Genomic DNA, 14,641 nt, shown 5'->3' with positions numbered 1-14,641 from the left:
GGGCTCTGCCGGAAGTAGGAGCAGTCACGCCCGGGATGTTCTGCACCACGGCGAAGCCAGGCGCACACCGGGCATGAAGAGGCCGCTGCGGCTGAGGCGAACCCCGGCGGGCGACGGCCGGTGGGCGAGCAGCTGCTCGCGCAGCCAGCAGATTGATCTGGGAGAAGGTAGCGGCTTTGCTCCCTGCCGCCGGTCGAGGTCGGTTCCTCACCCATGAACGGGCGGAAATCTATGTTCGCCGAAGTAGACATTGGGCGGTGGCGTGGTTATGGTTTCTCTCGTAGCCCAGAGAGACAGTAGGCCCGGCAGAGACGAACTGGCGGGCAGCAGTACACGCACGTGCAGTACGCAGGACGGTGCGGTGGTGGAGTTCCGAAGCCAGGTTGTTGCAGGACGGCGACGGGGCTGACGGCCGGACCGGGTGGCCCGCAGTGATCAGGGGCCGCCGTGGGCAGTGCCGCAGTTGACGAAGTGGCAATGCTCGTAAGTGCAGTTCGCAGTACCAAGCAGTGAAATCAGTGAGCAGGACCTCGGTGAAGGCGTCGGCTGCAGGCGCGCGCACCGGGAAGTTCGGCAGTGGGGTTCCAAGCCAGAGCGGACGCAGGACGGGCGACGGGGCTGGCTGTCGAAGGGTGGCGCTCTCGCAGGCCACCGAGCAGTTGCATCACCGGCATCACACAGTCCCCTGTTAGTGAGTGATTGATTCCAGAGGGAAGAACGGAGGAGTTGAGCGCCGTCAGGATCGCCCGGGCGGAAGTCTGAGCCCGGGTACCGCAGGACATCGATAGTGAGGTGGTCTCCGGTCACGCATCCGCGATCCCCGCATCCCCGACAGCACCTCCGTCGGGCCTGCGGAAACATGAGGCCGGCGCAGGATTAGGGCCGGCAGATGGTGTTGCAGTTCCTTCGGGGCCCTGGTGCCGGTATGGCGCCAGGGCCCCTCCACGTGTTCCAGGAAGTACTCGTCCAGCGTCTTGTGGTGCGGCAGCTTTGAGAGCCGCAGGTCCTGTCGGAAGGAGCCGCTCCCAGCCCTTCACCCGGACCGCCCGGATCGCGCCGATCGCTTTATCAGTGGATCCTGCCGCCTGCGACGGCATCGGGCCGGACTGGTTCCGGCGTCTCGCCCGTGAAGGCGGCGAGCGCGGTCAGCCGGGCCAGGTGCCCGTCAGCCGGCGGGTGGCGGTGGCGCCACCCCGGTCCACTGCAGCCTTCACCACGGCGAAGATCGCGCCTTGCAAGGTGGCAGAGAGCAGAACTTCCGGCCAGCTGCGGTCCTCGTCAGTGGCGTCCGGGGCGTTCGCGTCATGGCCCAGGGTCTTCCAGAGCTGTTTGAACATCGCTCCGGCCACCATGCCACTCACGGCGCCCAAGGCCAAGCCAACCGGCTTGTAAGCAACCTTCGAGGCTTTCATCGATATCTCCTGACCCGGCGGAGGGACTCGCCCGCCTGGAGTGCCAGCCAATGCCAAGGCCCTTCCTTGACTCGTTCACACCCCCAGTCGTCACGACAGGGCTGACCAGTACCCAAGTCGGGGGGTCAGGAGCGGCCGCGGCCGCTGACGAAGTCGCGGACCCGGTCCACCAGGCCCGCACCGGGTGCGAGCAGCTTGTTGCCCGGCGGGGTGTCGGGGGCGCTGGGGTGCGGACGAGTGGGCGCCATCTTCTTGGCAGCGCGGATCTTGTCGCCGAGGTCGTCAAGCTGCTCCACGGAGCACGCGTCGGCAAGCAGCGGGAACAGGCGCTGTTCCTCGTCCCTGACGTGCTCGCTGACTTCGGAGATCAGGTGCTGGATCAGCTCGCCGAACTGCGGGTCGTCGCTGTCTCGTCCTTCGAGATCCTTGAGGGTCTGTTCGATCCCCGCGTGGTCCTGGAGCTCCTGGTCCGCCAGCGCATCGCCGCCGGGCACGTGTTCCCGCACCGCAGGGTAGAGGTACATCTCCTCCGCCACCGAGTGACGGACGAGTTCCCTGGTCACCTCGTCGGCCAGACGCCTGCGCTCCTTGTCGCCTTTGGGCAGCGCCGCGATCTTGCCGAGGAGACTGTCTACCTCGCGATGATCGGCGACCAGTTCCTCGATGACGTTTCCGCCGTGTCCCATGCAGCTCACCGTCTCCCGGTTTCAGGTTGTCCCCAAGTTTCAGCCCGGATTCGTTCCCGGCACACGCAACCGGCTAACGCCACCATCCGGGTCCACGGACCTGGCTGAATGATCTTCCCCCCTGCCGGCCGGCGCTCCTCCCGGCTCTCGTCGAGCCCGTCAGATCGGTGGCTGGCGCCGCTACCGTCCGCCGACACGGGTCTTGATGCCTTCGGTGCCCTGGGCTGCTGCGCTGCTCTCGTCGCCACCCCGCTTCCGCCGTCTCGACACGCGCCGACGGAGGTGGGGAACTCAACGGAGCACTCGGCGCGCATGTGCGGGGCCATCGAGTAGCCGAGCACCCGGCGCGAGCGGATGTCGATGACACAGGCGCGGTAGAGCCAGACGGCTCCGACCTGCACGTATGTGATGTCGCCGCACCACTTCTCGTCCAGCGTACTGGCGGTAAAGTCCCGCTGGACCAGGTCTGCCACCGGCGGCGCGAGGCGGTCCGGGACCGTGGTTCGCTTCTTCTTGCGCAGGTGACGGCCGACGATGCCGTGCTTGCGCATCAGCCTGGCCACCCGCTTGCGGTTGACCGTGTGACCGAAGCCACGCAGTTCGGCATGGACCCGCAGCGCGCCGCAGTTCCCACGGTGTTCGGCGTGGATCTCACGGATCTCGGCGACCGGCACGACATCGGCGGCCTGCCGCTCCGCTCGCGCCTTGGCGCCGGCGATCCACCGGTAGTAGCCCGAGCGGGAGATCTCCAGTACCCGGCATATCCGCTTGATGCCGAACATCTCGGCGTGGGTGGAGACGAAGTCCCAAGCGGCGGTCTTCACTTCATCTCCCGGGCGAAATACGCCGCTGCCCGGCCCAGGATCTCCCGCTCGAGCTGCCATTCCTTCTCCGCCCTGGCCAGTCGCGCGTTCTCCGCCCGCAGCCGGGTCAGCTCGGCCTCGGTGTCCTGCGACGCTCCGGCAGCGGCTGGACGGCCGTCGGCGTCACGCACCCAGGTCCGCAGCGTCTCGGGGGTGACGTTCAGATCGGCCGCGACGTCCTTGAACGTCCGCCTACCGGCCGAAGCCCGCCACAACGCGATCGCGTCGGACCGGAACTCCGCACTGTACTTCGAGGGCCGTGCCACGTGGATCTACACCTTCCAGGATCGACAAGATCCATTGTCAGGTGCGTCCACACCACGGGGATCACCTCAAACCCGTACGGCACCTTCCGCCTCGACATGGACAAGCGGCTCGACCCGGCTCCCCTGGCCGTTCCCCGCGCAGGTACGCCGTCGGAGGCCTCCGCGCTTGTGCGGGCCGGGGCAGCTCCCACAAGCTGCCCGAGTGATTCCACCATCATCTTCACGACGGTGGAGGCTGCGGCAGCCCGTATCACCGCCAGTGTCACCGTCGAGGTCAGCTGCCGACGGGGTACCGGCTGGTGATCGCGACGCGGTTGAAAGCGTTCATCACGGTTGCCAGCCAGGCGATTGCCGAGGCCTGGTCTGCGGTGAGTACGGCCGCGGCGGCGTTGTAGTCCTCATCGCTGACATGTCCGTCCGACACGCTTGCGATCGCCTCGGTCAGGCGGAGGGCGGCGCGGTCCGTCTCGGAGAAGTAGCCGGTCTCTGCCCACGCGGGCAGCACGGCGATCCGGTCAGGGTTTTCGCCCTTCTTAAGGGCGTCACGGGTGTGCATGCGCAGGCAGAACGAGCAGCCGTTGATCTGGGAGGTGCGGATCCTCAGCAGTTCGACCAGGAGCGGGTCGAGGCCTGCTGCGGCGGCGGCCTCTTCCACCTGTGACGACAGGGCGATGAGCGTCTTGTAGGCGGCCGGGTGCTGCTTGCCGATGTCGACGCGCTGGGGGTCGGTCATGATTCCTTCGATTCGTTCGGGTGGCCTGCGCCGCGCACTTGGCGTGCATGGGGGCGGCCGATCGGATGTGTTTGGCAGGGGCCGAGTGGTGGGCGGGGCGGTGCCGCCCGCTGCGTGCCCCGGGCTACGACGCCGGGTCGTCGACCTTGAGCTTGTCTCCGGTGTTGGAGACGAAGACGACCAGGAGCCTGGCCCGTTCGGTCGGGCTGGTGTTCTCGGTGAGGACGTGGTGGGCACCCGGTGGCTCGACCCAGTTGTCGCCCTGGTGGTAGGTACTCACGGGCTTGCCGGCGAGCTGGCTGCGCACGGTGCCTTCCAGGACGTAGGCGTAGACGAACGCCTGGCCGTGCCGGTGCGGCATCGCACGTGCGTTGGGCGGGAAGTCGACGATTACCGAGGTGAACGTCTTGCCCTTCACATTCGGAAGGGCCTGCTGGAGCAGCGGCTTGAGGGTTTCGGTGGGGCGTGTCGATGCCATGGCCGCAGGCGATACCACGGCCGCGGTCGTGCCCTTGGCGTGGGTGGGCTGGTCCGAGGTCGAGCAGGCCGTGGCCGCAGTCAGCGTGGCGACACCCATGAGGCCGGCGGCGATTCGCATTCCGATCACGATGGGTCTCCTGATTCATCTTCAGTAACGCGGATGATCGTCTTGCCTGGGATGCGCTTGCCGGGGGCGAACGCGGCGGGTGCCTCGGCGAGCGGCCGTACAGCACCGACGACCGGCTTGAGGCGGCCGTCCCTCACCCGCGTGGCGAGATCGGCGAGCCGGGCGCGGTCGGGTTCGACGACGAAGAAGACCGCCTGCCCGTCCTTGGGCCGGACCTTGGGCGGCAGGATGATGCTGACCAGCGTGCCACCGGGGCGGACCAGGGCGGCCGAGCGGTCGAGGATGTCGCCGCCGATGACATCGAACACGACGTCGACGTCGCCGGCGTCCTCCAGCTTGTCGGTCTGCAGGTCGATGAAGATGTCAACGCCGAGTGCCAGTGCCCTGTCCCGGCCGGAGGCCCGGCCGGTGCCGATGACACGGGCGCCGGCCTCACGGGCGAGCTGTGCCGCGATCGAGCCGACGCCGCCTGCGGCACCATGGATCAGGACGGTCTGGCCTGTGGTGAGGCGGCCGTGGTCGAACAGGCCCTGCCAGGCGGTCAGCCCGGAGATCGGCAGCGCGGCGGCCACGGTGTGGTCGATGTCCGCCGGCAGCGGGGCGAGGTTGCGGGCCTCCACCGCGGTGTACTCGGCGAGCGTGCCGTTACGGGTCCAGTCGGCCAGACCGAACACCCGCTGTCCGACGCTCAGGCCGGTGGTGCCGTACCCCAGCTCTACGACGACACCGGACAGCTCGTGCCCGGGCACGCTCGGCGTCCGGTCGCGGCCGGCGCGATCGGTCCACGTGGCGGGCCAGTCCAGCTCGCCAGAGGTGAAGCCGGCGGCGTGCACTCGCACGATGACGTCGTTCTCGGCCGCATGGGGGTAGGGGATGTCCGTCAGGGACATCCCGGCAAGGCCGGCGTCACGGTCTCGGACAGTGATGGCTTGCATATAGGTCCTTTACTGCGGAGGGGCGACCCGCGCGCACAACGCTCGCGCGCAGGGCTCGTAGCGGCTGCAGGTGGATGTATGCCGTGCCGCATGATCGATCTCACCTGCTCGGGCGTATTCCTTCGTCGCCCGCTGTTCGTTCTCACCAGGGAGACGAGGCAGCCTCTCCGGGTGTGACAACTCAGACGCGCACGAGTTTGTCGGGATTGAGGACCCTGCGGTACGCGGTGATCAGACCGTCTGTGATCTGTACGGTGTCGACGGAGTAGACCCGGCCTTCCCGGTGCAAGATGAGGGCTAGCTCGCCGCCGACCTCGGCGAAGTCGATGCGGTCCGGGTGCCACTGGCGTCCCGTACGCACCATGACTTCGGCGACGCGCTCGCCGCCGTGGATGAGCTTGCGTGCCGCGGAGACCTTGCCGCCGCCGTCGGTGACATAGACGGCGTCCGGGTGCAGGAGCCTGACCAGACCCTCCAGGTCCCCGGCCTCGTAGGCGGCGCGGAAGACCGTGAGGACGCGTTCGCGCTCCGCCTTCGATGCCTGCGGCTTGGACTGCTTTGCCTTGGCCACCCGCCGTCGTGCCCGCGAGGCGAGCTGCCGGGCACCTGGCACGGAGACCTCCAGCACTTCGGCAATCCGGCCGAACTCAACGCCGAAGACATCGTGCAGGACGAATGCCACCCGCTCAGGCGGGCTAAGCTCTTCCATGATCAGGAGCATCGCCGAGCTGACGGACTCGTCGACGAGTACCGGCTGCGACGCGTCCGGTCCTGTCAGCAGCGGCTCCGGCAGCCACGGCCCGACATAGGTCTCCCGGCGGAAGCGGGCGCTCTTGAGGATGTCGTACGACCGTCGCGCGGCCACCGTCACCAGCCAGGCCCGCAGATCACCGATGTCCTGCAGATCCGCTCCGGCCGCCCGCAGCCACACGTCCTGGGTGACATCCTCGGCATCGGCCACCGTCCCCAGCAGCCGGTAGGCCACGCCGAAGACCGCGGGCTGGTGCCTCTCCCATTCACCTCCGAGCGGGTCCTGCTGCTCAGACGCTCCGGGCCCGTGCCCGTCACCCATACAGATCGCACCCTCCTCCAGTTGCAGATGCAGCCTAGCTATTTCGATCCGAGGATCTTCGAAGACAGCTCCGCGGAAGCGAGCCGACCCGCTCTGACACGGTAAGTCCCGATCAAGCCGCTTTGGGGATAGTGCCGGCGTGTGGCGTGCTCAGCAGCGGGACGTTTCGCTGCGAGGTCCGCTTTCCCGGCCCGTGCGTATCGGGTCGCCGGTGGGCCTGTGAGCGCGTGCTCCCACATCAAGGCCGTCATCCCGGAGAAGAGGGACCAGGCCGCCAACCGCAAGAAGAAGGGCAACAAGGGCGGTCGGCCCGTCAGCCACGACACCGACCTCTACAAGGAGCGGAACACCGTCGAGCGCCTGATCAACAAGCTGAAGGCATGGCGAGGCATCGGCCACTCGCTACGACAAGACGCCGGCGAGCTACCTCGCCGGCCTCCACCTTCGAGCCTCGAATACGCGCCCTGGAGCGATCAGCCATCCGTATTCCAGGTACGCCCTCAGACCTCCGGGAAGCGCGGCGCGGGATCCGGCTCCGCCCCGCACTCAGGTCAGACGGCTGCGCGGATGCCGTCGCGGGGGCCGTGCCAGTCCAGGCATAGGACAGTGGCGTCGTCCCTGGGCCGTCGGCCGCCGTAGGCGGCTGCAACGGCTCCGACCAGGGCGCGCACGACTTCCCGCGGGTGTTCGTCGGCGGTCCTGCGCATCAGGCCTGGCAGGTCGACGACATGGGCATCGCGTTCCTGCATGCCGTCCGTGTACAGCAGCAGGCGGTCGCCACGCTGCAAATCGAATTTTTGGACCTGGTAGGCACCTTGGTGGGGGACGCCGAAGGCCATGTTCACGGCCAGGCGGAGCTCGGTGACCGCCCCGTCGCGCAGCCGGAACGGCCAGGGATGTCCAGCGTTGACGAGTTCAGCGCGACTTCCGTCCAAGGCGATGCGCAGGAGCTGGCCGGTGGCGAAGGTGCGGTGGCCGTGGGCGAGGATGGCCTGGTGGGTCAGGCGGGCCTGTTCCGCAAGGTCGCACCCAGCACGCCGGGCACCGCGGGAGGCGTTGACCAGCAGCGTAACCATAAGGGAGGCGCTGACGTCGTGGCCCATGGCGTCGGTAATCGACAGGTGCAGGGTGTCGGTGTCGAGGCTGAAGTCGTAGGTGTCGCCGGGGATGTCCGAGGCCGGGACCAAGGCGCCGGCGAGCGTGAACTGCGGGGCTTCGCACGCTGAGGCCGCGGGCAGGAGCTGGCGCTGGATCTCCGCGGCCAGGCTGACGGTGGTGGTGCGATTGCCTCAATGGCAGAGGTCGGTGAAACGCCGGTCGGTGACGATGATGTACGCCAGCGCGTGCGCCGCCTCCTCCACCTGCGTCACTACCTCCGCCGGGGCTTCGGAGAGGAAAAGTTCCAGAACACCGATGGCGTCGCCGCGGTTGGTGACCGGAGCGAGTACCCGCTGTCCCTGCGCGCAGGCCGGTGCCACCACCGGGCGCTGATCGCGCAGCACCTCCTCGTAGACGCTGCTGTCCGCGAGAGGGACCTGTTCGGCACGGTCCTCCTGCTGCGCGGCAGCCGTGTCGTGGACCCTTAGCAGTCGTCGGCCGACGACATCGACGAACAGGAACGACACGTACCGGGCAGCGAAGCGGTCACGCAGACTACGCGCCACGACGTCGAGGGAGTCCACCGGTGCGACGTGCTCGGCCGCGGCCAGTACCTCGGCCAGTCCGAACCGGTCATCCTGCACATCAACCTCCACTGCCGCCGTCTTGTCTCCCGCAGGACGACAGAATCACATGGCCGGCGTCACGGTCCTGGCTCAGGCCGTTGGCGAAGGTGAGGAGGGCGGGCGGGTCGTCGCTGCGAACGCGCAACGCGTGACGATCTCCTCGAGCCGCCGGGCTTGGTCTGTGCTCAGGTGGTCGGGGTGACGGCTGATCCTCTCGCTGATGCCGAGTTGACGCGCCGCGCGGTCACTTCAGTCGCGGCCCGTCCAGTAGCTGCACCAGCCCTACACGCTCAGCCGTAGGGATGCTCGCACCGAACACGACTTCCGTCCAGATCAGGCCATGGCCAACCGACGCATCCTCCCCTTTGGCTGCTCTGCCCAGACGGTCTTTCCCTGATCCCAATAGCGGGTACCCCACTGGTCCGCAAGGGTGGCGACGATGAACAGCCCTCGGCCAGTCTCGTCGATGGCGCGGGCGTGTTTCACGTGTGGAGCGCAGGTCGAGGCGTCGCTGACCTCGCTGGTCAGCATCTCGTCAAGGATCAGGCGTAGCTGCACGGGCGGAGCGCCGTAGCGGACCGCGTTGCCGACGAGTTCGCTGACGATGAGCTCATTGGTGAACGCAATCTCCTCGTCCACGCCCCAGGCATCAAGTTGACACCGGGCTGCCGCACGGGCGATCGGGGCGGCCTCGGGACCCGGCGGCAGGGAGACGGCCAGCACCTGATCTGGGGGCAGCGCTTTCGTACGCGCGAGCAGCATCAGTCTCTCGTCGGTCCGGTGGCCGTGGGTGAGCGCATGCGTGATGTCGTCGCGCAGTTCGGGCAGACTCCGCTTGCCGCCGCGGTCCAGGAGCGGGCGCAGTGGCCCTGCCAGCACCTCGTCTGCGAGTGGCGCGGTGGCCACGGCCAGGGTGGTGCCTTCGGGGAGGCTGACGGTGGTCGCGGGAAACGGGGCGTTGCCCGTTCCGGCGAGCAGGGGGCCTGGAGGCACGGCCAAGGTGGACGAAGTGCCGTCGGGGAAGACGGCCACTGGCTCCGGGAGACCGGCACGGGCGAGGGCGCACGTGAGAGTGACCGGGTCGTAGATCGCGATGGCGCAGCCGGCAGTAAGCGACTCACGGTGCAGGGGATCTCGGGGCGGCAACGCGGCACGTTCAGCTGCGAGACGGATCGCGGTGTCGCTCAACCGGGCCAGTAGCTCGTCGGGCCCCAGGTCCAGCGCGGCAATTGAGTGGAGCGCTGTCCGAAGCAGCCCCATCGTGACCGCCGCGGCGACGCCTCGCCCAGCGACGTCGCCGACGACCAGCGCGGTCCGTGCGCCGGGCAACGCGATCGTGTCGAACCATACGCCGCCGCCCTCCGGCCCTGGAAAGTGCAGTTGGCAGACCTCCACGGAGCTTGGCGTAGCTGGGCGCTGGGGCAGAAGCCTGCGCTGGAGAGTCGCTGCGATGGTCCGCTCACGGGTGTACCGACGGGCGTTGTCGATGCAGAGAGCGGCGTGCGCGCACACGTCGGACGCAAGCTGGAGGTCCTCTTCCTCGAAGGGATCTTCGTGCTGGTAGCGGTAGAAGCTGACTATCCCCAGAGCATGACCGCGCAACGCCAGCGGTGCCACGATCAGAGAATGGACATCGGACCGCCTGATGGAGTCCGCTCGGGCTGGGTCGGCGACGAGCCACGCGCTGTCAGCGTCGATCGGGACGAGCCGTGGGCGGAGGTCGGAAAGTACGTGCGAGTAGGGGGTGCCGGATGGCAGCGGGCGCACGTCTCCCACCTGGTATGCCGAGATCGGTCCCCGGAAGGCTGTTCGGTGTAGGGGAACGTCCTGGTCGACGGGGACCAGGGGAGGGTCCTCACCACGGACGACGTCTTCGATGACTTCGACGACGGCGATGCCAGTGAAGGCAGGCACTACTGCGTCCACCAGTTCTCGACACACAGCCAGCACGTCCAGCCGCCGCCCCACCTGTGCGCGGACCGTGTCCAGGAGGGCCAGGCGTTTCAGCGCATTCTCACGCTCGGTAACGTCAACCGCTGACGCCACCAGACCGAGCACGTCCCCACGGTCGCCCTCCAAGCGGGCGAAGGAGACGGAGTAGATGCGGCGTCTGTGCAGGCCAGGTGCTTCGCCGGCCCGGACGAGCCGGTTCAGTACCGGCACTCCGCTCTCCATGACCCTGTGAGCCACCGCGAGCTCTTCCTCAGGGTCTTCGAGTTCGAACGCTTCGGTGAACCGCTTGCCGAGCAGGTCTGCCACTGGCGTGTCGCGCAGCCAACGGGTGCCGGTGTTCATGCGGACCACGCGCAGTTGGTTGTCCAGGACGTAGATTCCCACCGGGGACTGGGTGAACATGGCCTTCAAGACCGCCACGTCCTGCTGTGAAACGGCGTCCGCTGCAGCGCGTACCTGCCAAACAACGGAAGTGCCGTGCAGCACCGGTCTGACCAGCACCGGGGCCCCATCAGAGAGGCTGCGTCGACGCCCTCGGTTCCCAGCGCCGATCTCACGCATCAGCGCGACGACGGACTGGCCTACGGCTTCCTCGGCGGACCATCCGAACAACTCCTCCGCAAGACGCTGCCATTCGATCACCCGCCCGTCCTCAGCGATCATCATGAGCACGTCGCGGTCGGGCATCGAAAACACCTCCCGCTCTCATCCCCGGGTTCATCCACTCCCCGGCATGCGCAATGCACTCCTCCACCAGTTCAAGCGCGTGGCGGCCCCCCGGCAACCCGGGCCGGGCGCTTCAAGCTGTAACCGCAGGCTGATCCACCTCCTGAAGAGGATGCCGCGAAAGCCACCCTCCCCTGCTCCGCAGACGCCGGACGCATGCCGGGGTGCAGGCTCTACCACCCGGACGCTGCCTTGGGGTTCGACATGCGAGACGCCGACACACCGACCGCTCTTGGCCACGGTCCAACAATCGCCATATGCACGGCGACCGCGTTGCTCTCGTTCGGCTTCACTGAGCTCCCGTCCACGACTGAACCGCTCTCCACTTCGTACAGCACGAAGTAGACCGGGCCGGCCGCGGAGTCGGCGGGGATCCGGTGCCGGACGGCTGACGACGGGATGAGGACTCTTGGTCCTGCGCAGCCTGTTGCCTGCCGCCCTCGGCGCCGCAGATGCCTGGAGCCGAGGACGGGCAGTGCGATCAGTGCGACCCTGTGCTCGGGTTCGACCTCGCTGCTGACCGGCTTGCGCTCCATCCGGCTCGGCAAGGGGTGAGGAAGACGCCGATGTCCCCGGCAATCTCGGAAGGCAGGCCCGGTTCGGCGACCATGACGAACCGCAGGTTCCTGCCGTTCGTGTCCGCGTCGGGCTGCCTCATGCACTCTCATTCCGCCGCCGGGTAGGTTTCGGTGCTGTCGCGTCTGGCCGCTTCCCCCAGGCTGTCACCACAGGGAGAGACCCGCTCGACCACCCGCCCGTCCACTCGTTCGGCAGCACTCCGCGCCCGCGGGCCGGGGCACCCCTAGCATGCTGACTGTGCGACTCATTCTCCCGAAGATCGAGGGCGGCGGCCGGGTACAGGGCCTCCTGCAGCTCATCGAGGACGGCATCCACCTCGTCGTCGCGGCGCTCCTCGTGCTGCTCGCGGGGCTCTTGACTGTCGGGGTCGTCCATGACGTCATCAGGTCGATCCAGGGGCCGTACCGCGAGGAAACGGTCGTTCTCTCCGCCCTGGACAACGGCCTTGTGCTGTTCATCGTGGCCGAGCTGCTCCACACCGTGCGCCTCACCATCAGGAACCAGAACCTCGACGCGGAGCCGTTCCTCGTCGTCGGCCTGATTGCCGGCATCCGCAAGGTGCTCATCGTGACGGCCGAGGCGGAGAAGTCCTTCCGGTGGAACGTCGAGGGGATCGAAATCCTCATCCTGGCGGGGCTGATCGCCGTGATGGCGACTGCGGCGTACGTGTGGCGGCGCTCGACGCGGCCGGGAGACTACTTCCCGCTTCAGGAGGCGCGGCGCTACCCATCGCCGACGCCGTCACCCACACCGGTGCGCGGGTCCTGATCCGTCATCTTCCGCCGCCACGGCCGCCCGCACCCGCTGGTCCTCGCGAGCAGAGTCGACGTCCCGTTCCAGGGGTGTGCGGCTGACGGCCGTCGTGAGGTCCTCCAGGGCCCGCTTCTGCAGTTCCGCCCCGCGCCGCACTACCGGGCTCCGGTCCCCGGCGGCGGCGCTTTCCCACGCCTGGAGCGCCTTCTCCACGCGGCCCCAGTCCGGATTCCTGTGCTCGCGCACGTCGTCTGCCGCCTGTGCGGTGTCCGCTTCCAAGGCCTCGGCGAACCGCTCCGCGTCGGGGATGAAACGGCTGTCGGCCCGCGGGACGTGGCTCTCCATGAGCATCGCTGCCCGGCCGAACCCTTTGAGTGCGTCCTGCGCCTCTTCCGCCTCGCGCGACGTCAGACCTCTGGGCCGGACCGGTTCCTGCTTTGCCCTGTCGTAGGCCTCCTGCCAGGCGGCACGTGCCTCCCTGCTCGCCAGCAGTGCCCTGCGCATGTCGGCGCGATGCTCCCGGGTCGGTTCAGCGTAGCTGCGGAGCACCGCGGCCGCGTAGCGGCCGGTGGCGGCGAGCCAGTCCGCAAGCCGGCCCGACAGCCGGGGCGTCTCCCACGCGGGGAACACCACGTACGCCAGCATGGCCAGGGCCCCGCCGAGCAGGGTGAGCACCACCCGCTCCGGGACCGTCTGCTCCCATGCCTGGCCGCCCATGCCGAGCAGGAAGACGACGTACGCGGCAGTGAAGCACTGGGAGTAGGCGTAGCCGGTACGGATCAGCGTGTACGACAGGCCCGCCGAGACCACGGCCAGCGCGCCGGACACGTGGGCGTCCGGGCCCAGGGTCTGCACCAGCGCGGTGGCGAGCGCGACCCCCGCCAGGGTCCCGGCGAGACGGGCCACCGCACGCGCGTACGTTCGGTGGAAGTCCGGCCGCATCACCATCACCGAGGCGATGGGCGCCCAGTAGCCGTGGGCCAGGGGTAGCAGGGTAGCGATCAGATAGCCGAGCGTGGCCACCGTCGCCAGGCGGATGGCGTGCCGGAACACCGGCGAGTCCCGGCGGAGTTCACGGCGGACAGCCCGGACGACGACCGGGAGCAGCCGGAACATTGTCGGGCGCACCAGGAGTTGGGCGCCCGCGGGGCCGGGCGGCGTGGGCGTCTTCCCGCGCGCGCCGCCGCTCCTGGCGATCTCCATCGCCTCACCGAGTAGTTCCACGAGCCGCTCGGCGGCCTGCCGGGCGGGCCCCTCCAGCACCTCGTGCTCCTCGTCGACGTGCAGGACCTCCGCGCTCTTGGGCGGCACCTCAGCGGGAGTGCCGCGGCGGATCGTACGGGCGGCGGCGTCCAGGACGTCGGCGGCCGCGTCGAGCAACTCCCGCGCACGGTCCCGCCCGGGTCCCTCCGCCGGGGCGCCGACGTCCGGGTCGGCGAGCGCGGCGACGACCGGCCGAATGCGCTCGGCCAGACCCCGAGGGCCGTGGAGGACGGAGGGACGGGTGCGGGCCTGTGATGGCGTCACGGCGGCCGCGTCCCGGGCCGTCATCAACGGCTCCGGGTCGAAAGGGGCGGTCGGGTCGTGCCGCAGCCGGCGGGCGTAGTCCGCCACGGCGGCCAGCGCGTCGGCGAGCGCATCACGATGCGCCCCCCAACGGCGGATCGGGAACAACAAGATCAGCACGGCCTGCGCCACGCCTCCGAGCGCGATGATCCCGACGTGCTCCAAGGCTCGCATGACGCTCGTGGGCAGGGTGATGGTCACCAGCATGCTGCCGACGGTCGTCGCTGCGACGATCCCAGCGGTCGATCCGACAGCCCAGGTCATCCCCGCGAGAAAGGCCCATACGGCCAGCAGGGGGAGGAACGTCACGAGTCGCCCCGCCGCCAGGTAGCCCACGAAGGTGCTGAGCGCCAGACCCCCGCCCGCGGCGAGCGCGATCACCTTGCGTGGACGCCAGGTGCGCTGGAATGTGGCCCCACCCGCGGAGTAGGCACCGAGGGCGGCGGACGCGGCGTACGCAGGGGAGACCAGCCACAGCGCCAGCCCGAGGACGATCGCCACCCCAGCTGCCGTGCGCAGCGCGAGCAGGGGCTCCAGCCGCGTCTCCTCGATCGTGAGCCCGGAGCGCACGACCTCCCCGAACGCCCGCAGCCACGTCACGGGTGTGAGCCTAGCCGGAACGCCCTGCCGGCTCGCGTCGGCCTGATTGAGGTGTGGCAGCCGTCAGGCAAGGAAGCCTCCCCACGGCCCAGGGGCAGGCGTGCGGCCGCAGCCGCTGGGAGGGGGCGCTGCCACTGCGGACGCTGCTGGGCGTCCACGGCCGTCC

Annotated in this window: 9 protein-coding genes and 3 pseudogenes; 2 read left to right on the top strand and 10 right to left on the bottom strand. The window is 68.8% G+C overall.

Annotation, left to right across the window (positions count from 1 at the left end):
- Positions 1 to 1,145: 1,145 nt before the first annotated feature.
- The 7 genes and pseudogenes from RV983_RS36160 to sigJ form a co-directional block, all read right to left on the bottom strand.
- Positions 1,146 to 1,412, bottom strand: a complete 267-nt coding sequence (locus tag RV983_RS36160; protein ID WP_475989934.1) for a DUF4235 domain-containing protein — start codon at positions 1,410 to 1,412, stop codon at positions 1,146 to 1,148.
- 125 nt (positions 1,413 to 1,537) lie between these two features.
- A complete protein-coding gene (locus RV983_RS36155; RefSeq protein WP_475989933.1) occupies positions 1,538 to 2,098 on the bottom strand; it encodes a hemerythrin domain-containing protein in 561 nt (186 codons plus the stop codon).
- A 302-nt stretch (positions 2,099 to 2,400) separates the two neighbouring features.
- Positions 2,401 to 3,227: pseudogene (locus tag RV983_RS36150) on the bottom strand (IS3 family transposase); the annotation flags it as partial.
- Between the two features lie 274 nt (positions 3,228 to 3,501).
- Positions 3,502 to 3,960: a carboxymuconolactone decarboxylase family protein gene (locus RV983_RS36145; RefSeq protein ID WP_475989932.1), complete on the bottom strand. Its 459-nt coding sequence runs from the start codon at positions 3,958 to 3,960 to the stop codon at positions 3,502 to 3,504.
- A 124-nt stretch (positions 3,961 to 4,084) separates the two neighbouring features.
- Complete coding sequence (locus tag RV983_RS36140; protein ID WP_475990558.1) at positions 4,085 to 4,558, bottom strand: cupin domain-containing protein; 474 nt, start codon at positions 4,556 to 4,558, stop codon at positions 4,085 to 4,087.
- Positions 4,559 to 4,563: 5 nt separating this feature from the next.
- The gene (locus RV983_RS36135; protein ID WP_475989931.1) at positions 4,564 to 5,502 is read right to left on the bottom strand and encodes an NADP-dependent oxidoreductase; all 939 of its coding nucleotides are present in this window, start codon (positions 5,500 to 5,502) and stop codon (positions 4,564 to 4,566) included.
- Between the two features lie 181 nt (positions 5,503 to 5,683).
- Positions 5,684 to 6,574, bottom strand: coding sequence for an RNA polymerase sigma factor SigJ (gene sigJ / locus RV983_RS36130; protein WP_475989930.1), 891 nt, complete (start codon positions 6,572 to 6,574; stop codon positions 5,684 to 5,686).
- 237 nt (positions 6,575 to 6,811) lie between these two features.
- Here sigJ and RV983_RS36125 point away from each other — a divergent pair.
- Positions 6,812 to 7,028 (top strand): annotated as a pseudogene (locus RV983_RS36125) (IS5/IS1182 family transposase); the annotation flags it as partial.
- A 97-nt stretch (positions 7,029 to 7,125) separates the two neighbouring features.
- Here RV983_RS36125 and RV983_RS36120 read toward each other — a convergent pair.
- Together RV983_RS36120 and RV983_RS36115 are read right to left on the bottom strand one after the other, a co-directional pair.
- A pseudogene (locus tag RV983_RS36120) lies at positions 7,126 to 8,316 on the bottom strand (PP2C family protein-serine/threonine phosphatase).
- A gap of 315 nt (positions 8,317 to 8,631) precedes the next feature.
- A complete protein-coding gene (locus tag RV983_RS36115; RefSeq protein WP_475989929.1) occupies positions 8,632 to 10,938 on the bottom strand; it encodes a SpoIIE family protein phosphatase in 2,307 nt (768 codons plus the stop codon).
- Between the two features lie 846 nt (positions 10,939 to 11,784).
- Here RV983_RS36115 and RV983_RS36110 point away from each other — a divergent pair.
- Positions 11,785 to 12,324: a phosphate-starvation-inducible PsiE family protein gene (locus tag RV983_RS36110; protein WP_475989928.1), complete on the top strand. Its 540-nt coding sequence runs from the start codon at positions 11,785 to 11,787 to the stop codon at positions 12,322 to 12,324.
- Here the strand turns inward: RV983_RS36110 and RV983_RS36105 are convergent.
- Positions 12,298 to 14,475, bottom strand: a complete 2,178-nt coding sequence (locus tag RV983_RS36105; protein ID WP_475989927.1) for an FUSC family protein — start codon at positions 14,473 to 14,475, stop codon at positions 12,298 to 12,300. The genes RV983_RS36110 and RV983_RS36105 overlap by 27 nt on opposite strands.
- Positions 14,476 to 14,641: the final 166 nt, after the last annotated feature.

Source organism: Streptomyces sp. RLA123 (genome assembly GCF_056270165.1).
This window is presented reverse-complemented; position numbering and strand designations above follow the sequence as displayed.

What these genes read in the sequence shown, in the direction of transcription:
- RV983_RS36160 (WP_475989934.1), bottom strand. Translation starts at nt 1,412, where the DNA reads ATGAAAGCCTCGAAGGTTGCTTACAAGCCGGTTGGCTTGGCCTTGGGC.
- RV983_RS36155 (WP_475989933.1), bottom strand. Translation starts at nt 2,098, where the DNA reads ATGGGACACGGCGGAAACGTCATCGAGGAACTGGTCGCCGATCATCGC.
- RV983_RS36145 (WP_475989932.1), bottom strand. Translation starts at nt 3,960, where the DNA reads ATGACCGACCCCCAGCGCGTCGACATCGGCAAGCAGCACCCGGCCGCC.
- RV983_RS36140 (WP_475990558.1), bottom strand. Translation starts at nt 4,558, where the DNA reads ATGCGAATCGCCGCCGGCCTCATGGGTGTCGCCACGCTGACTGCGGCC.
- RV983_RS36135 (WP_475989931.1), bottom strand. Translation starts at nt 5,502, where the DNA reads ATGCAAGCCATCACTGTCCGAGACCGTGACGCCGGCCTTGCCGGGATG.
- sigJ (WP_475989930.1), bottom strand. Translation starts at nt 6,574, where the DNA reads ATGGGTGACGGGCACGGGCCCGGAGCGTCTGAGCAGCAGGACCCGCTC.
- RV983_RS36115 (WP_475989929.1), bottom strand. Translation starts at nt 10,938, where the DNA reads ATGCCCGACCGCGACGTGCTCATGATGATCGCTGAGGACGGGCGGGTG.
- RV983_RS36110 (WP_475989928.1), top strand. Translation starts at nt 11,785, where the DNA reads ATGCTGACTGTGCGACTCATTCTCCCGAAGATCGAGGGCGGCGGCCGG.